The organism is Actinoplanes sp. NPDC051859 (genome assembly GCF_044452725.1).
Lineage (GTDB): Bacteria > Actinomycetota > Actinomycetes > Mycobacteriales > Micromonosporaceae > Actinoplanes.
The window spans coordinates 134,566-151,689 of record NZ_JBITBX010000002.1 but is presented as its reverse complement, the minus strand read 5'-3'; the positions used below and the strand labels follow the sequence as shown (position 1 = coordinate 151,689).

The window sequence follows — 17,124 nt, the reverse complement described above, 5'->3', positions numbered from 1 at the left end:
CGTGCTGTCCTTTGCGACGTTGTGCCGGTTCACGAGGTCGATCAGGTCGGCATACAGCAGCTTGCCGTCGTCGTCGCTCGAAGCTTCGAAGGCTTCAGCGTGGGACCGTAGTGGGCCCGGAAGTACTCGACGAACGCCTCGGCAGACACGAACCGGAACACGAAGTCGCGGCGGACCGTCCGCAGGTCGGCAATCTGGTCACCGAACAGCTCCCGCAGCCGCGGCTCGCTGCCCCATTCGGCCGGAGCACGCAGGCCTGGTGGGGGCGGGACGCGGCGGCCCACCGTACGGAAAAGTTCGCCGATGAAGCCGTCGGGCGCCCAGTTCGCGAGGGCGATCGTGCCGCCCGGGCGGCAGACCCGAAGGATTTCGGCGGCGGTGCGTTCCTGGTCGGGGGCGAACATCACGCCGACGACCGAGAACACCGCGTCGTACTCACCGTTGTCGCTGGGCAGCGCCTCGGCGTCGCCCTCGGTGAACCGGACCGGCAGGTGCTCGGCCTGCGCCCGGGCGCGGGCCCGGTCCAGCAGTTCGGGCACGTAGTCGACGCCGGTCACCTCGCACAGGCAGCGGGCGGCAGCGATGGCGGCGTTGCCCGTACCCGTGGCGATGTCGAGCACCCGCGACCCGGCGGACAGGTCGGCGGCCTGGACCAACCGCTCGGAGATGGGCTGGATGAGGGCCGCCACGGCGCCGTAGTCGCCGCTGGCCCACGTCTTCTGCTGCCGGGCCTTGATGCCGGTCAGCTCGGAATTCATCGTCATGACTCCGACGCTAGAATCCCGGCCGGCCGGCTCCCACCCAACGTCAGGGCTCCGACAGTTCGGGGCAGGATAGGCCCTAGACGGTGAAGCTGGCGACGAGCTTCTGCAATTCGCTGCTGGTGCGGGCGAGGTCCTCGGCGGAATCCTGCGCCTGCCGGACCACCGTCGTGGTTTCGCCGACCGCGGTGGACACCCCGGCGATGTTCATCGCGATCTCCCGGCTGCTCTGCGCGGCCTCGGCCACGTTGCGGCCCATCTCGCCGGTGGTCGCCGTCTGCTCCTCGACCGCCGCGGCGATGAGGTTCTGGAAGTCGCTGATCCGCGTCACCACGTTGCCGATTTCGGCGATGGCGGAGACGGCGTCGCCGGTGTCCGACTGGATCGTCTGCACCAGGCGGGAGATCGTCTCGGTGGCCTTCGCGGTTTCCTGGGCCAGGTCCTTCACCTCGCCCGCCACGACGGCGAAGCCCTTGCCCATCTCGCCGGCCCGGGCCGCTTCGATGGTGGCGTTGAGGGCGAGCAGGTTGGTCTGCTCAGCGATCGAGGTGATCAGCTGCACGACGGCACTGATCTCGGCGGAGGACTCCCCGAGCTTGCCGACGCTGACGTTGGTCCGGTCGACCACGGTGACCGCCTCGGCGGCAACCCGCGCCGCCTCGCCGGCGTTGCGGCTGATCTCGTCGATGGCCGAGCCCATTTCCCGGCTGCCCGCTTCCAGCGTGCGGACGTTGCCGGAAACGTCACCGGCCGCTTCCGCCACCGCGGACGCCTGCTGATCGACGTGGTTGCTGGAGTCGGCGACGCGGTTGGAGATCGCCGACATCTCCTCCGATGCGGTGGAGATCGTTCCGGCGTGTCCGGCGATGGCGGACACGGTCTCGCGCAGTGATTCCGCCGTCGTATTCAGCGCCAGACCGAGGCGACCGAGCTCGTCACCGCGCTTCAGGTTGGTCCGGGCGGTGAGGTCCCGCCCGGCCAGCCGGCCGAGGGCGGCGACCACGATCGTGAGCGGGCGCACGACCGACCGGGTCGCCCACAGCGCCAGCAGCACCGCCGCGATCAGGGCGATCAGCAGCGTGCCGCCGAGCACCTGCATGCTCCGCGTCTTGACCTTCGCCGCATCGGCGGTCAGCTGCTCGACCCGCTTGACGACCGAGTCGTACAACTGGGTGGTGACCTCCAGCACGAGACCCCAGGAATCGGACGCCTCGCCGCCGTTGATCTGATTCATCACCGCCCGCAGGGTGGCCTGGCTGTCGTCCGCCTCGAGCATCTTGTAGAGCTTCTCGTCCCAGGCGAAGAAGTCGTCCCAGGCTGGCTTGAGCTTGTCGAACGTGGCCTTCTCGGCAGCGGTGAAGCTGCTGGTGTCCATGTCCTTCAGGATTTCGTAGACCGACGTCTTGGCGTCCATCAGACCCGGGCGGTTGAACTCTTCCTCGCTGCTGAGGTATTCGAACCCGAACGCGGCGACGTCGTTCACCCACAGGGACTGCCACCCGGAAGCGTCGGCGGCGTAGTACTCGATCTCCTGGATGCCGGTCCGGGCGGCTTCCAGGTCCGCCACCCGGCCGTGCGCCACGCTCTGCTCCCGCATGCCCCACCAGCCGGCGCCGGCGGCGAGGACGATCAGGCTGGCGAGCACGAGGAAGGACGCGCCGAGCCGTTTTCCGACGCTGACGTCTGAGATGCGCACAGGTAGCACTCCGGGTGATATTCGGGTCTCACCCGCCTGTTCGACCGCAGCGCCCGGATTCTGAGCCGGTGTCAGCTACGTCGCTGTCGCGCCGCCTCGTAGAGCGCGACCGTCCCCGCGGCGCCAGCGTTCAGCGAGCTAGCCGCCCCCACCATGGGAATTCGGACAATCTGGTCGCAAGCCTCGCGCCAGGCCGCACTGAGGCCCTGCGTCTCGTTACCCACAGCCAGCACAGTCGGACCGGTCAGGTCATGCTCGGCGATCTCCACCGCGCCGGTCTCATCGGTGCCCACCATCTGCACCCCCAGCGGCTCCGCCCAGGCCACGACCTCCCGATGGCTCGGCACCCGCACCACGGGCAGGGCGAACAGCGAACCGGTGGACGCCCGCACCGCTCGCGGGTCGTACGGGTCGGCGGCATGCCCCGTCACGATGACACCGGCGGCCCCGAACGCGTCCGCCGAGCGCACCAGCGTGCCGATGTTGCCCGGCGTCGTCGGCCGGTCGAACACGACGACCAGCAGATCCGGGCGTACAGAAATCCGCTCCGGGTCGTCGGCCGGCAAGCCCACCACGGCAAGGAGCTCCGGCGTCTCCTCGTCCTTACCACCCAGCTCCCGCATCAGCTCAGCGGACAGCAGCGCCCGCGGCGCCCTTGCGGTGTCGATCAACTCCCGCGCCCACCGGGACAGGCCGGGGCCCTCGGCGTTGAGCAGCATCCGGATCTCATGGCCGTGCTCCACGGCCTGCGAGATCGGGCGTACGCCCTGCACGAGGAACTCCCCGGCCCGCTGCCGTTTGGTCCGGTTGACGAGCAGCGCCTGCCACTGCTGGAAGGTCGCATTACGGGTGGTGATCCTCAGAGTCCTCGGCACGCCGTCCGAGGTTACGGCGTCGGCGGGAAGCTGGTGTAGTCGGGGAAGTTGCCGAACAGCCGCTCGTCGGGCTCACCCACGGTGACCGCGTGCACGAGCAAGTCGCCGCCGACGAAGGCACCCTTCCACGAGGCGCCCCGCCCACCGAACGTCTCCTCCCGGTCACCGCGCGAGCGCGGCTTGTTGATCCCCACCTTGTACGCCTGCACGTCCTGCGCCAACTTCGCGGCCAGCTCCTCGTCGTCCACGGCCAGGCTGGCGACCAGCGAACCGTTGCTGGCGTTCATGGCGGACAGCAGCTCGTCCGGGGTGTCCACCACGATGATCGTGTCGACCGGCCCGAACGGCTCGGCGTGCATCAGCCGGGACCGACCCGGCGGGGCCAGCAGCGCGGTCGGACCCACGTACGCGCTCACATCCTGCCCCTCAAGAAACCGCCCAGCCGCAGCCGCGCCGCGATGCAGGGGCACCGCCCCGCCGCGGATCGCCTCGTCGACCTTACGGCGCAGCTCGTCGGCCTTCGCGGCGCTGATCAGCGGACCGAAGTCGAGCTCGGGCAGCGGGTCGCCGGCCCGCTCCACGGCAAGCGGGTGTCCGAACCGGACGGACTTCACCACCGGCAGATAGACGTCGAGGAAAGCGTCGACCAGATCCCGCTGCACAACGAAGCGCGGATAGGCGGTGCAGCGCTGCTTGCCGTACTCGAAACCCTTGCGCAGGTGACCTTCGAGCAGATCCCACTGGGAGAATCCCCAAATCCCCCAGGCGTTGAGACCTTCCTGCTCGATGAAGTGTCGCTTGTCGGAGTCGAGCAGTGCCGCGGCCACCTTCCCGCCGTTCGACCGCCCGCCGACGAAGGCCACCGCCCCGATCCGCGGATCCCGCACGAGAACCTCGGACAGCTCCTCGCCGCTGCCGGACAGCAGTGTCACGGGCAGCCCGGCCCGGGCCATCAACGCGTGTGCGAGCGTCAGACACACCGCGCCGCCCTGCGAGGGGGTCTTGGCGATGACCGCGTTGCCGGCGAGCAGCTGCACCAGCTCGGCGTGCACCAACACGCTCATCGGATAGTTCCAGGAGGCGATGTTGCTGACCGGGCCGGCCAGCGGCTCCCGGCCGGCCACCTGGCGTTCGATCTGCTCGGCGTACCAACGCACGCCGTCCAACGCCCGGTCCACATCGGCGCAGGCCAGCCGCCACGGCTTACCGATCTCCCAGACCAGGGTCAAGGCAAGCAGATCGCGGTGCACAGCCAGCGCTTCCACAGCGGCGCACACCCTGGCCCGGCGCTCAGCGAGTGGGACGCCAGCCCAATCGTGATGCTCTCGCGCGGCGGCACGCACCGCTTCCGCCGCCGTCGCGGCATCAACCCGGGAGACGTGGGCAACGACGGTCCCGTCCACCGGGGTACGCAGCTCCGCCGGCGCACCGCTGTCCTGCCAGGCACCGGCGTACAGATTGCGCAGCCGACTCCCGTCGAATATCTCCGGCGCGGCCGCCAACACCTGAGCGAAGACGTCGTTCCATGCGGTTCCGGGGGCAAGGATCAGGCTCATACCCCACTGTGCGACCGCCCCCGCCGCGCCGCCACGTATCCGACACGGAAGAATCGACGAACTTCTCTCTACGGAAAGCGCGAATCTTTCCGCACGCCCGCCAACAAATCCAACCCCGCAAACCCATCCACCGCGAAACGTACGCCCTCAGCCTGCAAAGCCCGCACCGCCTGCTGGTAAGGCACCCGCGAGGCCAACGCCGAGTTCACGGCCGGCACCACCACCGTCGGCACACCCCGCCCGATCACCTCAGCAACCGAACTCAACGGGTAGGTATCGGCGATCCCCAGCGCCAACTTGTTGATGGTGTTGAACGTCGCCGGCACCACAAGCAGCGCATCCGCGACCGGCGACACCCGCCGACCGTCCGGCGCGTACTCATAGGTCGTCCGCACCGGCCGACCACTCAGCCGGGCCAGCGCGGCAACATCGGCGAGCCCCACCGCGCTAGCCGTCGCCGTCACATCCACCGTCCACCCGCGCGCCACCGCCTCCGCGATGACGTCACCCACCACGGCCGCATTCCCCGCCCCGCACACCAGAATCCGCAGGTCGTTCCCACTCCCGGCCTTACTCTGCACATTGCTCTCGGCACTGCTCACGGCCGATAAGGGTACGCACGTGCTCTCATGGTCCGATGGCGACACTGCTGTACTCGGCCACCATGTCCCTCGACGGCTATATCACCGCCCCCGGCGGCGACATGTCGTGGCTGACGTCCTACCTGGGACCCGATCCACTAGTCGACGACCTCAGCGCCAACGTGGGCGCCATCCTCGCCGGCAACCGCACGTTCCGCGGCGACGACCCGTACCGCGACACACCCGCCGAAGGGCAGGCGTTCGGCGGAGCCTGGTCGGGGCCGCAGGTGGTGCTGACCCATCACCGGCCGTCCGCACCGTGGCCCGGCGTCACCTTCGCCACCGACCTGATCACCGCGGTAAACCTGGCCCGGGAAGCCGCGGGCGACAAGTACGTCAACGTGTTGGGTGCCGACGTGGCCCGCCAATGCCTCGCCGCAGGTCTCCTCGACGAAATCCTGGTCTGCATCGCCCCAGTCCTGCTGGGCGGCGGCACCCGGCTCCACGACGAGGAGTCGGGCACCCCCACGCGGCTGGAACGCATCCGCACCGCGGAGGTGCCCCACTCGTCAGACCTCTGGTTCCGCGTCCTGCGGTAGACCCTGGGTTCTGCGCCCGTCAGACCTGTGGTCTCCGCGTCCGTCAGACCCTGTGGTCTCCGCGTCCGTCAGACCCTGGGCACTGCGTCCGTCAGACCCTGGGCACTGCGTCCGTCAGACCCTGGGCACTGCGTCCGTCAGACCTCTGGTTCCGCGTCCTGCGGCAGGTCGGTCAGGCCGGTCCGCAGATGCCGGTTGTGCCGCGGCTCCTGCCGCGTCTTCGAATCATCCAACCGCCGCCGAAGATCATCCCGCACATCATTGAGGGCCGCGTGCAGATCCTCCTCACCGGAGGTCGTCACAATCTTCTGCCGCCCCGCAATCCAGCACTCCAGCGTGACCTTCTGCCCCCGAGCCTCCCGGTCCTTCACGGAAACCTCCAACTCGGTGGTCTCCGCATGGAACCCCGCCAGCCGAGCATCAAGCGTGGCGAACTGCTCGGCAATCCAGTTGCGATCACCCTGCGAAAACCCCGCCCCCGCCCGCAGGCACTGCTCAACGGTAGCCGGATCTGCCACGACGCTCATCCGCGTCTCCTCTCGAAGCGAACTAGGTGATCCACTCCTTACCCGCAATCCACCGGGAATCCACCTCAATCCGCCACTTGAGGTATCCGCCCTAACGCCGCCGCACCAGGAGAGCCACCACTCCCCCACCGATCAACAGCACAACCAAAGCCGCCCCACCTGCAATAACAAGCGGACTAACCCGCTTCACCGGGGTACGGCCCCCTCCCGCCTCGACCTGCACCGGCTGCGTCGACGCGCTCGGGACCACGGTGGGCGGGGCCGGCGGCACCTCAGCCGTCAACGCCGCCATCAGATCCAGCCGCCCATAGCCGTAGACGTCATCCCGCCCCTCAGCCCCGGCATCCACCGCCGTAGCCGTCAACCGATGCACCACCTCAGCCGCACTCATCTCCGGAAACCGAGCCCGAATCAACGCCGCCGCCCCACTAACGACAGCCGTCGCATGACTGGTGCCCTTGCCTCTGACATATCCGGTTTCCGTGTTTCCAGTAGTAACTATGTCGACACCCGGAGCGACAAGATCCACCTGTGGGCCAGTGACAGAAAAGTCAGCGACCTTCCCGGATCGGTCGACCGCACCGACAGTCAGCACCTCCGGATATTTGCCGGGGTAGTTGTCGCCATAGTCACCTCGGTTGCCGCTGGCCGCGACCAGGACGACATCGGCTGCCTGAGCCGCCCGGATTGCCGCACGAATGGGTTCATCGTCCCCGCCGCCGATCGACATGTTGATGACTCTCGCACCACGTGCAACCGCCATGGAAATAGCGTCTGCCAACTGCTTACTACTGTTGAACGAGTTGGTCGCAATGCGTATCGGCAAAATCTTGGCGGCGGGCGCCAGACCGAGGACCCCGTTATCCGCACCGTGCCCTCTACCGACGATGACTCCGGCCATCGATGTGCCGTGACCGCTGGAGTCACTCCGACCATCGCCGCCATCAGGATTGACAAGGTCTCCGCCGGCAAGTACCGCATTAGTCAGGTCCTGGTGTCGTGCTACACCACTATCGATCACCGCCACGGTCAATCCGTCACCCTGTGTGATCTGATGAGCGTCGCCGACTCGCAAAGCAGACAGATGCCACTGCTTTCCCCGGATTTCATCCGCTGCTGCAGCTGGGGCAGACCATGAAGCCACGATCCCCAGAGCGATCAAAGCGGCGGCAAAGACGCGACCTCCACCAGTCACGAAGGTCACCGGTTCATCCCGATCACACCTGGACCCGGGTGGTGGTTTCCCAAATCACGACTGGGTTCAATAACCGGTGCGACTCCCTCTTGGACATCCCACGTCTGGTCCGCGCTTCCGCTGATCAGCGAACCTTCTGCATCAGCCTGCCGGCCCCGGCTGGCACCAGACATGGGCATAATCCCCTGTCCCCCGTTGGCGATGCCGCCCTGCCTTACCCCGGGACCGTTCACACTCGGCCTCTGTACCGAGCCATTCGACTGCGGCTTGGGCACCACACCGCCCGAACCTGGCCTTGCTCCCACACCATTCACGCCAGGCATCGAAATAACGCCGTTCCCACCCGGCCTCAGCCCCGCAGGATTGCCGCCAATGACTGCGCCCGACGGTATGGCGGTGCGCACCGGCACCTGTCGGCCGGCGGCCGCGGGGCGTCCGCCCGATTGCCCCGGTAGCCCACCAGCAAATCCACCGCCGACGCCGCTGGTTCCGGTGCCCGGAGTAAGGCCGAAGAAACCGCTCGCGCCGATAACTCCACCTGGCAGGCCAGCGCTTCCTCCGACCGGGGGCGGCGTACCGATCGGGGGTGCCACCGCCGTTGGTGGGGCGACAGGAAGGGCGCCTGCAAGACCGAGACTGTTGCCGGGCATCGAGGTTGCCAACCCAGCGCCGGCTCCACCCGAGCTGGATGGAACGAGCGGTGGATCATGCGGAATGGGAACAGGGATCGGTTTGGCGGTCAATCCTTCAGGGAGAATCGGACTGGGACCGCCCCCACCCGCTACAGCTCGTTGAGTCCCCGCCCCGCCGCCGCCTTCAATCTCGACACCTCCAGTGCGTTCCGGGTTGGCGAGAAAAAGCGCCGGGGCTTCGATCTGGGCACTGTAGTCTCCGATCGCCGCTTCGGCTTTGCGCATGGCGGCGCGAGCCTTCTCGTCGTACTCGTCTTCGGCGCCGTCCAGCCATCGCGGGATGAAGTCGTCGCTGGCTTCGGCACGAAAATCGACCAAGGGGCGAATCTCGGCCTGGGCCTCTGAAAGGGCGTCGAAGACGCCGCGCAAGCCCGCGCGGGTATCCTCGGAGCGGGTCAGAGTTTCGTTCATCGACTGCGCCAGCGAGTCCATGACGCCAAGAAAGTTCTGGGCGGATGTGTTCCGCTCTGGGGGCCACACCGCGGCTAGTGCTTCCCGGGCTTGCAGGAGGCGACGGTGCTGGGTGCGGACGTCGTGGGCGAGACCATCCCAGGAGAGGACGCGGTCGGCGCCGGTGCAGGCGTTTTCCTGCTCGATCATGGCCCAGATCGAAGGGAGGCTGTGGGCTTCCCAGTTGCCAGCCATCACGCCACCCCTTCGGACTGCCGCTTGCCGAGGTCAGCCTCGGCTTGCATCTTGGCGATGCCGGTCATTGCGTCTTGCAGGATCCCGTCGATCTGTTTCTGAACGGTGGCAGACGACAGGTCAGCGCCTGCGAAGTCGCGGGCGACTGCCTCGGCGACTTCTGCGAAGGCCTCCGCCATGAAGCGATAGACCCGCAAGTTGGCCTCGGTGTTTTCGAGGGCCAGCCCGTAGCGCTCCTTGGCGGCGCGGACGATGTCGCTGTCGATCTTGGTGCCGAAGACGACGCCGTGGCCGTGGAGGTCGATACCTCGGTTGGCGGCCGAGATGTAGCCCTTCGTGTCCGCGTGCATGGTCTTTGCGAACTCGCCGACACCGTCGGTGTCTATCTGGATGCCCTCTGGCATTTCGCCCTCCCCGTCGCCGCGACACCACAGCATATCGATCGATGACCGCGCATGTGTGCCCGTCGCGGTCGCTGCCGCTTCTCACACGTACGGCGGGTGGGAAACGTTCAGACGTCAGACATTGGGGCGGGGAAAACGGCCTCCTAGCGTACGCCTGCGTGGGGGCTGGCGGGGTTTTGCTCGGGGTTAGACAGCTACCGGACTGAATAACCATATTTGCCCAGGTCGGCGCTAGTTTTTCCTCGACAGTTCGCCTTCCAGTGCTCGGCAGAACGGGGAGAACCATGTTTTCGACTACGCGCCTTCTGATCCTTCCGGCGGTCGCCGCCGTCACGCTGCTCGTCCAGGCACCTGCCACCGTCGTCTCGGCGGCGCCGCCGGTCGGGGGTGGGTTCAGTGGGGTTGCTGGCGACTTCAACGGTGATGGGCGTGACGATGTGGTGACATTTACGCGGGGTGCGGCCGCCGACGTCTACGTCGCGCTCTCGAACGGTTCCGCGTTTGTCGGCACCGGCGTGAAATGGCACAACTACTTCGCGGCGGGAACAGAGACACCGCTAGTGGGAGATTTCAACGGGGATGGCCGCGATGACATCGCCACCTTCACCCGCGGCGCCGCAGCCGACGTCTACGTCGCCCTTTCCAACGGCTCTTCCTTCATCGGTACGGGCTGGAAATGGCACAACTACTTCGCCGCCGGCTCGGAGATCCCGGCTGTCGGTGACTTCAACGGTGACGGGCGCGACGACATCGCCACCTTCACCCGCGGCGCCGCAGCCGACGTCTACGTCGCCCTCTCGAACGGCTCGTCGTTCGTCGGCACCGGCGTCAAATGGCACAACTATTTCGCCGCCGGCAGTGAGCTTCCGGCCGTTGGCGACTTCAACGGTGACGGGCGCGACGACATCGCCACCTTCACCCGCGGCGCCGCAGCCGACGTCTACGTCGCCGTCTCCAACGGCTCTTCCTTCATCGGTACGGGCTGGAAATGGCACAACTACTTCGCGGCCGGCACCGAGCTTCCCACCGTCGGTGACTTCAACAAGGACGGCAAGGACGACATCGTGACCTTCACCCGCGGCGCCGCAGCCGACGCCTATGTCGCGCTGTCCAACGGTTCCTCGTTCGTCGGCACCGGCGTCAAGTGGCACAACTACTTCGCTGCGGGCGCGGAGATCCCGGGTACGGGCGACTTCACCGGCGACGGCCGCGACGACATCGTGACCTTCACTCGCGGCGCCGCAGCCGATGCCTACGTGGCACGGTCTACCGGCTCCTCATTCGTCGGCACCGGCATCAAGTGGCACAACTACTTCTGCGCTGGCACGGAACTGCCCCAGCCCGGAATTCTCTGGTGACCTCCAGCCTCCGGCCCGATGGTCGGCGACGCCGCAACGGCGCCGCCGACCATCGGCATTCCCGCGCCGTGCCGCCCGCCGCCTGAGCCAACCGCCGCCCGGAGCCGCCCGGAACCGGCCGGAGCCGGCCGGAACCGCCCGGAACCGGCCGGCTCCAAGCGACCGCCGGCTCCGAGTCACCGCCAGCCTCAACCGACCGTCAGCCCCAACGACGGCTGGCGGAGAGGCCGCTCGAACAGGATTGCTGCCGGGGTGGATGGAGCCGGGCCGGAATGCGGATGTGCCGCTCCGCATTCCGGCCCGGGGTCACCGCATGACACCGCTGACCGGCAAGCACGGAAGAACGACGGTTGCGGTCCGGCCGCCCGCCCACGCCGGGGCAGCCGGACCGCCCGTACCGCGAGCACCGCACCACTGAGGGCTGCGCGGACGTTTCGCGACGAGGCAATGTGCCGGAGCAGTCGGGAATGGCGCCCTTCGACGGCTGACGGGGGCCACGAAGTTTTCAGTATGCCGAGCCCTGCGAGAAGGGCGAAAGGCCGCGACCCTGACCCATAGTTAACTTTCTATTTCGATGATGACGCGGCGATGTCGCGCCATCTCGTTGTCGATCCGGCCGAAGCCGACCTCCACCCATCCTTGTGGACAGATGCCATGCTGGTCGCATCCCATGGCATTGATGAACGTCAGTTGATGATCGCCGGAACTGGCCTTCACATCGCGATGGCGGGACCGGCCGGCATCGGCAGCACGGGGGTGCCCGATGCCGGCCGGGGCATAGCCCCCACAGCACCGCATGCGTATAGTTCGTTATCGATGTAGCCGACTCCTCCCCCCGTGGGAGCCGGCTACGTCCTTGAATCAGCACAGCGCGAGTCCCGGAGAGATCTCTTCCGCCTGCGACCGCGCACCCGCTGGTCTCGTCTGGGGCGATCTTTTTGACGACGCCGACCGGATGCTGCTCGTGGATCCGGCGTACAAGAAATTCTGGAACTTGCCCGGCGGCGCTGTCGATGCGGGCGAGTCGCCTCGGGCTGCCTGCATCCGGGAAGTTCGCGAAGAGCTGGGCCTGTTTCCGCCGATCGGGGCACCGCTGATGACAGCGGCACTGCCGGCCCGCGCCGAGGGCGTCCCGCGCTACGTCGAGCTCGGCTGAACGGCACCGCGCACCTGCCGTTTCGGTCAACCGCCCTAGTCCAAAGCGGCGGTTGAGGAAGCTTCGCCGATCCGCTGCCGGCAACCGGCCTAGGCTCCATTTGTCCCATTCGTGCAGTGCGTGAGGAGTACGCCATGCCCACCGTACAAATGCCATTGAGCCGTCGCATCCTCGTCGCGGCAGCCGCAGCAGTGACCGTCACACCGCTGCTCACCTCGCCGTCACACGCGGCACCCGCGGACGTCGGCGCCGTCGCCCTCGCACCGACCGGCACCGCGGCGATATCCGTGGCACGCAACAGCAACGGCCGCTTGGAAGCCTATGCCCGCGGCACCGACAACGGACTATGGCGACAACGCCAGACCGGCGCAGGCAGCGCCACCTGGTCCGGCTGGACCAGCCTCGGCGGCGGCCTCGCCGGAGCACCACGCGCCGGCACCAACACCAACGGACGGCTCCAGGTCTTCGCCCGCGGCACCGACAACGCCCTGTGGACGCGACGCCAGGTCACGGCGGGCAATTCCGCGTACACGGCATGGAGCAGCCTCGGCGGCGGCCTGGTCAGCAATCCGACAGTGACCCGCGACGCGCTCGGCCGCCTGGTGGTCTTCGCCGAAGGCACCGACCACGCACTCTGGATGCGGCGCCAGGCCTTTGCCGGCAGCGGATCGTGGACCCCGTGGAGCAGCCTGAGCGGCGGCCTCAACGGCGAGACAAGCGCTTCGCTGGATGTGTACGGCCGACTGCACGTCTTCGCCCGCGGCACCGACAACGCGCTCTGGACCCGCCGCCAGAAGGTTCTGGGCGGCAACTCCTGGACCACCTGGACCAGCCTCGGCGGCGGCCTCACCAGCGACACCGCGGTCTCCCTCGACGGCAGCAGCCGCCTGCACGTCTTCGCCCGCGGCACCGACAACGCCCTCTGGACCCGCCGCCAGAGCTTCGCAGGCAGCGGCACCTGGACCACCTGGACCAGCCTCGCCGGCGGCCTGAGCAGCAACCCGGCCGTATGGCGCAACAGCAACGGTCGCCTTCAGGTCTTCGCCCGGGGCACCGACAACGCGCTCTGGTACCGCTACCAACGGCCGAACGGCACCTGGAACGTCTGGACCAGCCTCGGCGGCGGCCTGACGAACGAGCTGGCGGGCGCCCAGACCAGCAACGGTCGCCTGCAGGTGTTCGTCCGCGGCACTGACAACGCGCTCTGGACCCGCCGCCAGACCAGCACGGGCAGCAACTCCTGGACCGCCTGGTCCAGCCTCGGCGGCGCCCTCACCTGATCCCGTCCGGCACTATGGAGGCGCCCCGGTTTCCGGGGCGCCTCATCGTTCGCGACGCCTGCCCCTCATGCTCGGCGCCCGAGTTCTCCCCGTAAGCGATCACCGGGCCGGGACGTCGCAGCGTCACAGCGGCAGCCCCCTCGGTGCTGCCGAAGCTCGATATTCCAGGGTCAGAGGCGGGCACGCAGCCATACCAGTCGGGCACTCAAAGCTAGGCACAGGACGGGGTATCGCGGCGACCAGCGCCAAGGTCAAAATCAGCGATATGGGTGCCGCAGCGTGCGCTGTCGTGGCCTTCGGAGCAATGATCGCGCCAAGGGTTCAGCGGCTCGGATGACGGCTACTGCTGCACCTTACTGCTCCGCCGATCCCGCCCGAGTCATCACCTTCAATGGGCAACGTCGTTCACCCGTGGGGTTTCCGGGTGCTCGGCCCCGGAGCAGACATAACGAGTGGATCCGGTCCGCGCTTTCGCGGAAACACTCCACCCATCCACTCCTGAAGCGGACGTTGCACCATGCGAACCACCTGATCGTCGTCGCAATCGACCCGCTGCCGGTACGTTTGACCAGCTCACGGGGCAGAAGAACGCTGCAGGAGTAGGCAGACCTCTGATCACCGAACCGCGCTAGGGTGGCTACATGGCCGAATCTCGCACGATAACGGTGCCGGTCGTCGTGGAGCGCGACGAAGACGGCGTGTGGTGTGCCCACGCCCAACTGCGCCCTGGCCTGGGGGCGCACGGGGAGGGCGACACCGAGGAAGCCGCACTCGAGGATCTCCGCGATGCGCTGACCGGCCTCATTGAGGAGTTCGGCGTACCCCGCGAACTCTCCATCACCGTCGCGGCCTGATGCCTCCGCTTCCATCCGTTTCCGGCACCCGAGTCGTCCGCGCGTTGGAGCGGCATGGCTTCAAGGTCGCAAGAGTGACCGGCAGTCACCACATCATGCGACACTCAGACGGACGTGGAACCACGGTTCCGGTGCACGGCAACCGCGACGTCGCCAAAGGAACCCTGCGCGGCATCCTCAACGACGTCAGCATGACGATCGACCAACTCGCCCTCTGATCTCGCCCTCTCCCAGGACGGACGCGCTCGCTCGGAGGCCGGGCTAGCAGCACGATCAAGAGGTAAACGCTCCCGCACATCCCGCCGACGCGGTTTCCGCTGGAACGCGACCCTTACTCTCGCGGACATGACCGTCGATGCGCTTTCAGACGTTGCATCACAACGCTTCGAGCACGACTTTCTCCACCGGCCCGAAGAAACGCGGAAGACGCTGACCACCTGCTTCCACCGCTGCGATAAGCTGCGTATTCGCGACAGCCGCACTGGTGTAGCTTTCGGATTCCTCGATGACGCGACTTCGCTGACGTCTGACCGTACATTCGGATTCATCGCTGGAGTACCGGGCGGCCTGGTGGTGGCCACAATCTAGCTCGTTTCGCGATCACGACTGGACTAGCCGGGCGCGTCGCTCAGGCCGCCGAATGGGCGAGCTTCCACCCGGACAGCGACTGGCATCTACATGGAATTCTCAATCCACGGCATCGGCGCGTGCTGCGTCATGCCCACCCGCGCCGCGCTGCGGACATGGCGCTCCGGCCGTCAGCGCATGAACCGACTAGCTCACCACCGGCTCGGAGTCGCACAGACAGGTAACGCCGTCCGCGCGACGCGCCCGATCGTGATCTCGCTGAACCCGGCCGGTGAGCTCCGCCGCCGCTATGTTGGGTCACTGCTGCCATCCGCGCCGGAGCTCGGCATGACGGCAAAAGGGACACCTCGGGAGACTTGTCATGAAGCAGATAAAGAAGAGCTGGATCATCGCGGCCGCCGTCGTGCTGGTCGTTGGGGGCGGCTTGGTCGCCGTCAAGCTTCGGCAGTCCGATTCAGCGGAGCCCCGGCCAGTCGTCCTGGCGAACCCCCCGCAACTCGACGCCGAGCGGCGAGCGCTCGACATGTCCATGAATATCTACAGCCCGGTAACCGATCGATTCTCCATCGAGTACGGCACCGCCTTTGCCGAAGAACGTCCTCCTGCCGAGACGGCTGCCATCAAGGCAGGCGTCGCCGACGTGATGGAACGAGAGCGTCTCGTCAACACTGGACGCCTGCAGTACATGGAGACCTCGGTCGCCGCACTCGGCGACCCGGCAGTCAAGGACGCGTTCACCACGTTCAAGCAGCGCTACGGCGCAGTCGTCGACTACTACGCGCAGTACCGGATCGATGCAGCGAACGTCACCGAATCGGTAGCCGGTCCGTGCGCCAAGCTTGCGCAGGTGAACTTCGCCAAGAAGAGCTTCGCCACCGACTACACCCAGGCCGCCGACAGCTGCCTGGCAGCGCTTGCCGCCGCGAAGCAGTCCAGCAGCCCTACGGCCACGACGTTGCTGACGGATGTCGAAGGCCTCGTGCAGAAGCGGCGCGTTTCCTTCGAGAAGGCCATCGGTGGAGAAGGCGCCCGGCAGACGGCCGCGAACATCACGGCGCTGCTCACTTTGCTCGATGTGAACGAAGACCTGAAGGTCATCCAGACGAGGTACGAAACGACAGAGAAGACTTTGTACGCCAAGCTCGTCAATGACGCCAACAGTGCCAACGAAGCGTTCGGCGCGGCGCTCAAACCCCTTGTCGCGACTGCAGGGCCGAAGAAGGACGGAGGGCGACCGGACTACCAGGCCACCAAGGACGTCAAGATCGGCGAGCTCAAAGCTGCCCGCGCAGCGTTGGCGCCCGCAGTGAACAAGTATCTGGCCGCGTACAAAGCCGCCTACAACGAACAGAAATCGCCGGAGGCGGCCTCCCAGAAGGCAAGCCCGGAGTACGAGGCATTCAAAACGGCCGAGCAGAAGGCCTCAGCCGCCAGCAACGCCTTGGCCGAAGACCCTGTGTCGGGTGACGAGGAAATCGGCACCGCCATCGAACTGCTCAAGCGCGACTACGACGCCGAGGTCACCTTCTTCAAAGGCCTCGTCGAGTCGTACCCGGCGTACACATCGCTGTTCTCGGAAAGTTCGCAGCAGTGTTCGGGTCTCCTCGTCGGGAAGGACAACGGCCTCGACGACCGCAAAGCGAAGCTCGACGCGGCCGCCGCGCGTTGTCAGGTGGCACTCGACGGCTTGAAGAAGTCGGTGAACTCGACCTACGCCGACTATGCCCTCAAGATCGAACGCCGGATGAAGCAGCTCCAGGAGTACGCGGCAGCCACCGCGCAGGGTGAGCGCGAGCTTGCCGGCTTCCAGGCAGAGGTTGCCGGTTTCCAGAACAAGGTAGCCGAGGCGGAGGCTCGGAACGCCCCGGACGCGGAGCTGCTCGCCCTGGCCGCTGAGATCAAGGGTGGCACCGCGAAGATCAAGGAGAGCAAGGCAGGCTTCGACTTCGCCGCTCGTGGATACCTGAGAACGGTCAAAGAGCTCCCGGTCTTGTTCGGCGATGTGTACGACAAGCAGGTACCCGCCAGGCTGAAGACCTACGGCAAGGTCAACGACGCCCGTACCGACGTCCTGTCCTTCGTCCTGGAGGGCAAGATCGCATCGGCGTGAGCTGCTGGGCTGGGCTGCCCGACCCGAGTCCCGACTTTCCGTTGTTCGAGGTTCGCTTTCACCGCACGCTGGCGAAGCCGAGGTGATCGGCAGGCGATTGCGGCGTCCGTCACCTGGACGTAGACCAGTCCGGCGGGCGTTGACGAGCAGGCCTAGGCTGTCGTGGATCTTGCTGATGTCGATGCCTCGCTGGCGGTGCACCATCGCGCGGATCGTTGGAGGTCGTGCACCCCGATCCAGGGCAGAC

The 17,124-nt window shown here is 67.0% G+C and carries 18 protein-coding genes; 8 read left to right on the top strand and 10 right to left on the bottom strand.

Annotation, left to right across the window (positions count from 1 at the left end; translation table 11 throughout):
- Nucleotides 1-41 precede the first annotated feature (41 nt).
- From ACIA1L_RS04580 to ACIA1L_RS04560, 5 genes are all read right to left on the bottom strand, one after another.
- Nucleotides 42-764, bottom strand: coding sequence for a class I SAM-dependent methyltransferase (locus ACIA1L_RS04580; protein WP_396071128.1), 723 nt, complete (start codon nucleotides 762-764; stop codon nucleotides 42-44).
- Between the two features lie 76 nt (nucleotides 765-840).
- Nucleotides 841-2,457 carry a methyl-accepting chemotaxis protein gene (locus tag ACIA1L_RS04575; RefSeq protein ID WP_396071127.1) on the bottom strand — a complete coding sequence of 539 codons (1,617 nt, stop codon included), beginning with the start codon at nucleotides 2,455-2,457 and terminating at the stop codon, nucleotides 841-843.
- Nucleotides 2,458-2,528: 71 nt separating this feature from the next.
- Nucleotides 2,529-3,332: a TrmH family RNA methyltransferase gene (locus tag ACIA1L_RS04570; RefSeq protein WP_396071126.1), complete on the bottom strand. Its 804-nt coding sequence runs from the start codon at nucleotides 3,330-3,332 to the stop codon at nucleotides 2,529-2,531.
- A gap of 11 nt (nucleotides 3,333-3,343) precedes the next feature.
- Nucleotides 3,344-4,888 (bottom strand): aldehyde dehydrogenase family protein, encoded by a 1,545-nt coding sequence (locus tag ACIA1L_RS04565; protein ID WP_396071125.1) that lies wholly within the window; start codon nucleotides 4,886-4,888, stop codon nucleotides 3,344-3,346.
- Nucleotides 4,889-4,956: 68 nt separating this feature from the next.
- The gene (locus ACIA1L_RS04560) at nucleotides 4,957-5,490 is read right to left on the bottom strand and encodes a flavoprotein (RefSeq protein WP_396071124.1); all 534 of its coding nucleotides are present in this window, start codon (nucleotides 5,488-5,490) and stop codon (nucleotides 4,957-4,959) included.
- 35 nt (nucleotides 5,491-5,525) lie between these two features.
- Here ACIA1L_RS04560 and ACIA1L_RS04555 point away from each other — a divergent pair, with 35 nt between their 5' ends.
- On the top strand, nucleotides 5,526-6,068 hold the full coding sequence (locus ACIA1L_RS04555; protein ID WP_396071123.1) for a dihydrofolate reductase family protein: 543 nt from the start codon (nucleotides 5,526-5,528) through the stop codon (nucleotides 6,066-6,068).
- Nucleotides 6,069-6,205: 137 nt separating this feature from the next.
- On the opposite strand, the gene ACIA1L_RS04550 is transcribed toward ACIA1L_RS04555, so the two are convergent.
- From ACIA1L_RS04550 to ACIA1L_RS04535, 4 genes are all read right to left on the bottom strand, one after another.
- Complete coding sequence (locus ACIA1L_RS04550; protein WP_396071122.1) at nucleotides 6,206-6,595, bottom strand: HPF/RaiA family ribosome-associated protein; 390 nt, start codon at nucleotides 6,593-6,595, stop codon at nucleotides 6,206-6,208.
- Nucleotides 6,596-6,686: 91 nt separating this feature from the next.
- Complete coding sequence (gene mycP, locus ACIA1L_RS04545; RefSeq protein WP_396071121.1) at nucleotides 6,687-7,799, bottom strand: type VII secretion-associated serine protease mycosin; 1,113 nt, start codon at nucleotides 7,797-7,799, stop codon at nucleotides 6,687-6,689.
- Nucleotides 7,796-9,127, bottom strand: a complete 1,332-nt coding sequence (locus tag ACIA1L_RS04540; RefSeq protein ID WP_396071120.1) for a hypothetical protein — start codon at nucleotides 9,125-9,127, stop codon at nucleotides 7,796-7,798. Before ACIA1L_RS04540 ends, mycP begins: the two co-directional genes overlap by 4 nt.
- Nucleotides 9,127-9,531, bottom strand: coding sequence for a hypothetical protein (locus ACIA1L_RS04535; protein WP_396071119.1), 405 nt, complete (start codon nucleotides 9,529-9,531; stop codon nucleotides 9,127-9,129). The genes ACIA1L_RS04540 and ACIA1L_RS04535 overlap by 1 nt, the downstream gene beginning before the upstream one ends.
- 284 nt (nucleotides 9,532-9,815) lie before the next feature.
- Between ACIA1L_RS04535 and ACIA1L_RS04530 the strand changes: the two genes are divergently transcribed.
- Nucleotides 9,816-10,889, top strand: coding sequence for an FG-GAP repeat domain-containing protein (locus ACIA1L_RS04530; RefSeq protein WP_396071118.1), 1,074 nt, complete (start codon nucleotides 9,816-9,818; stop codon nucleotides 10,887-10,889).
- A 558-nt stretch (nucleotides 10,890-11,447) separates the two neighbouring features.
- On the opposite strand, the gene ACIA1L_RS04525 is transcribed toward ACIA1L_RS04530, so the two are convergent.
- Nucleotides 11,448-11,606, bottom strand: a complete 159-nt coding sequence (locus ACIA1L_RS04525) for a hypothetical protein (RefSeq protein WP_396071117.1) — start codon at nucleotides 11,604-11,606, stop codon at nucleotides 11,448-11,450.
- 139 nt (nucleotides 11,607-11,745) lie between these two features.
- On the opposite strand from ACIA1L_RS04525, the gene ACIA1L_RS04520 reads away from it, so the two are divergent.
- The 6 genes from ACIA1L_RS04520 (at nucleotide 11,746) to ACIA1L_RS04495 (ending at nucleotide 16,877) form a co-directional block, all read left to right on the top strand.
- Nucleotides 11,746-12,045, top strand: a complete 300-nt coding sequence (locus ACIA1L_RS04520) for an NUDIX domain-containing protein (RefSeq protein ID WP_396071116.1) — start codon at nucleotides 11,746-11,748, stop codon at nucleotides 12,043-12,045.
- Nucleotides 12,046-12,179: 134 nt separating this feature from the next.
- On the top strand, nucleotides 12,180-13,325 hold the full coding sequence (locus tag ACIA1L_RS04515; protein ID WP_396071115.1) for a hypothetical protein: 1,146 nt from the start codon (nucleotides 12,180-12,182) through the stop codon (nucleotides 13,323-13,325).
- Between the two features lie 641 nt (nucleotides 13,326-13,966).
- Nucleotides 13,967-14,179 (top strand): type II toxin-antitoxin system HicB family antitoxin, encoded by a 213-nt coding sequence (locus tag ACIA1L_RS04510; RefSeq protein WP_396071114.1) that lies wholly within the window; start codon nucleotides 13,967-13,969, stop codon nucleotides 14,177-14,179.
- Nucleotides 14,179-14,397, top strand: a complete 219-nt coding sequence (locus ACIA1L_RS04505; RefSeq protein ID WP_396071113.1) for a type II toxin-antitoxin system HicA family toxin — start codon at nucleotides 14,179-14,181, stop codon at nucleotides 14,395-14,397. Before ACIA1L_RS04510 ends, ACIA1L_RS04505 begins: the two co-directional genes overlap by 1 nt.
- 127 nt (nucleotides 14,398-14,524) lie before the next feature.
- Complete coding sequence (locus ACIA1L_RS04500; protein ID WP_396071112.1) at nucleotides 14,525-14,767, top strand: hypothetical protein; 243 nt, start codon at nucleotides 14,525-14,527, stop codon at nucleotides 14,765-14,767.
- Nucleotides 14,768-15,128: 361 nt separating this feature from the next.
- A complete protein-coding gene (locus tag ACIA1L_RS04495) occupies nucleotides 15,129-16,877 on the top strand; it encodes a hypothetical protein (protein ID WP_396071111.1) in 1,749 nt (582 codons plus the stop codon).
- Nucleotides 16,878-17,124: the final 247 nt, after the last annotated feature.

Bases quoted from the DNA above. Each gene is read 5' to 3' on its own strand.
- ACIA1L_RS04580 (WP_396071128.1), bottom strand. From the start codon at position 764: ATGACGATGAATTCCGAGCTGACCGGCATCAAGGCCCGGCAGCAGAAG.
- ACIA1L_RS04565 (WP_396071125.1), bottom strand. From the start codon at position 4,888: ATGAGCCTGATCCTTGCCCCCGGAACCGCATGGAACGACGTCTTCGCT.
- ACIA1L_RS04555 (WP_396071123.1), top strand. From the start codon at position 5,526: ATGGCGACACTGCTGTACTCGGCCACCATGTCCCTCGACGGCTATATC.
- ACIA1L_RS04550 (WP_396071122.1), bottom strand. From the start codon at position 6,595: ATGAGCGTCGTGGCAGATCCGGCTACCGTTGAGCAGTGCCTGCGGGCG.
- ACIA1L_RS04540 (WP_396071120.1), bottom strand. From the start codon at position 9,127: ATGGCTGGCAACTGGGAAGCCCACAGCCTCCCTTCGATCTGGGCCATG.
- ACIA1L_RS04535 (WP_396071119.1), bottom strand. From the start codon at position 9,531: ATGCCAGAGGGCATCCAGATAGACACCGACGGTGTCGGCGAGTTCGCA.
- ACIA1L_RS04530 (WP_396071118.1), top strand. From the start codon at position 9,816: ATGTTTTCGACTACGCGCCTTCTGATCCTTCCGGCGGTCGCCGCCGTC.
- ACIA1L_RS04515 (WP_396071115.1), top strand. From the start codon at position 12,180: ATGCCCACCGTACAAATGCCATTGAGCCGTCGCATCCTCGTCGCGGCA.
- ACIA1L_RS04510 (WP_396071114.1), top strand. From the start codon at position 13,967: ATGGCCGAATCTCGCACGATAACGGTGCCGGTCGTCGTGGAGCGCGAC.
- ACIA1L_RS04505 (WP_396071113.1), top strand. From the start codon at position 14,179: ATGCCTCCGCTTCCATCCGTTTCCGGCACCCGAGTCGTCCGCGCGTTG.
- ACIA1L_RS04500 (WP_396071112.1), top strand. From the start codon at position 14,525: ATGACCGTCGATGCGCTTTCAGACGTTGCATCACAACGCTTCGAGCAC.
- ACIA1L_RS04495 (WP_396071111.1), top strand. From the start codon at position 15,129: ATGAAGCAGATAAAGAAGAGCTGGATCATCGCGGCCGCCGTCGTGCTG.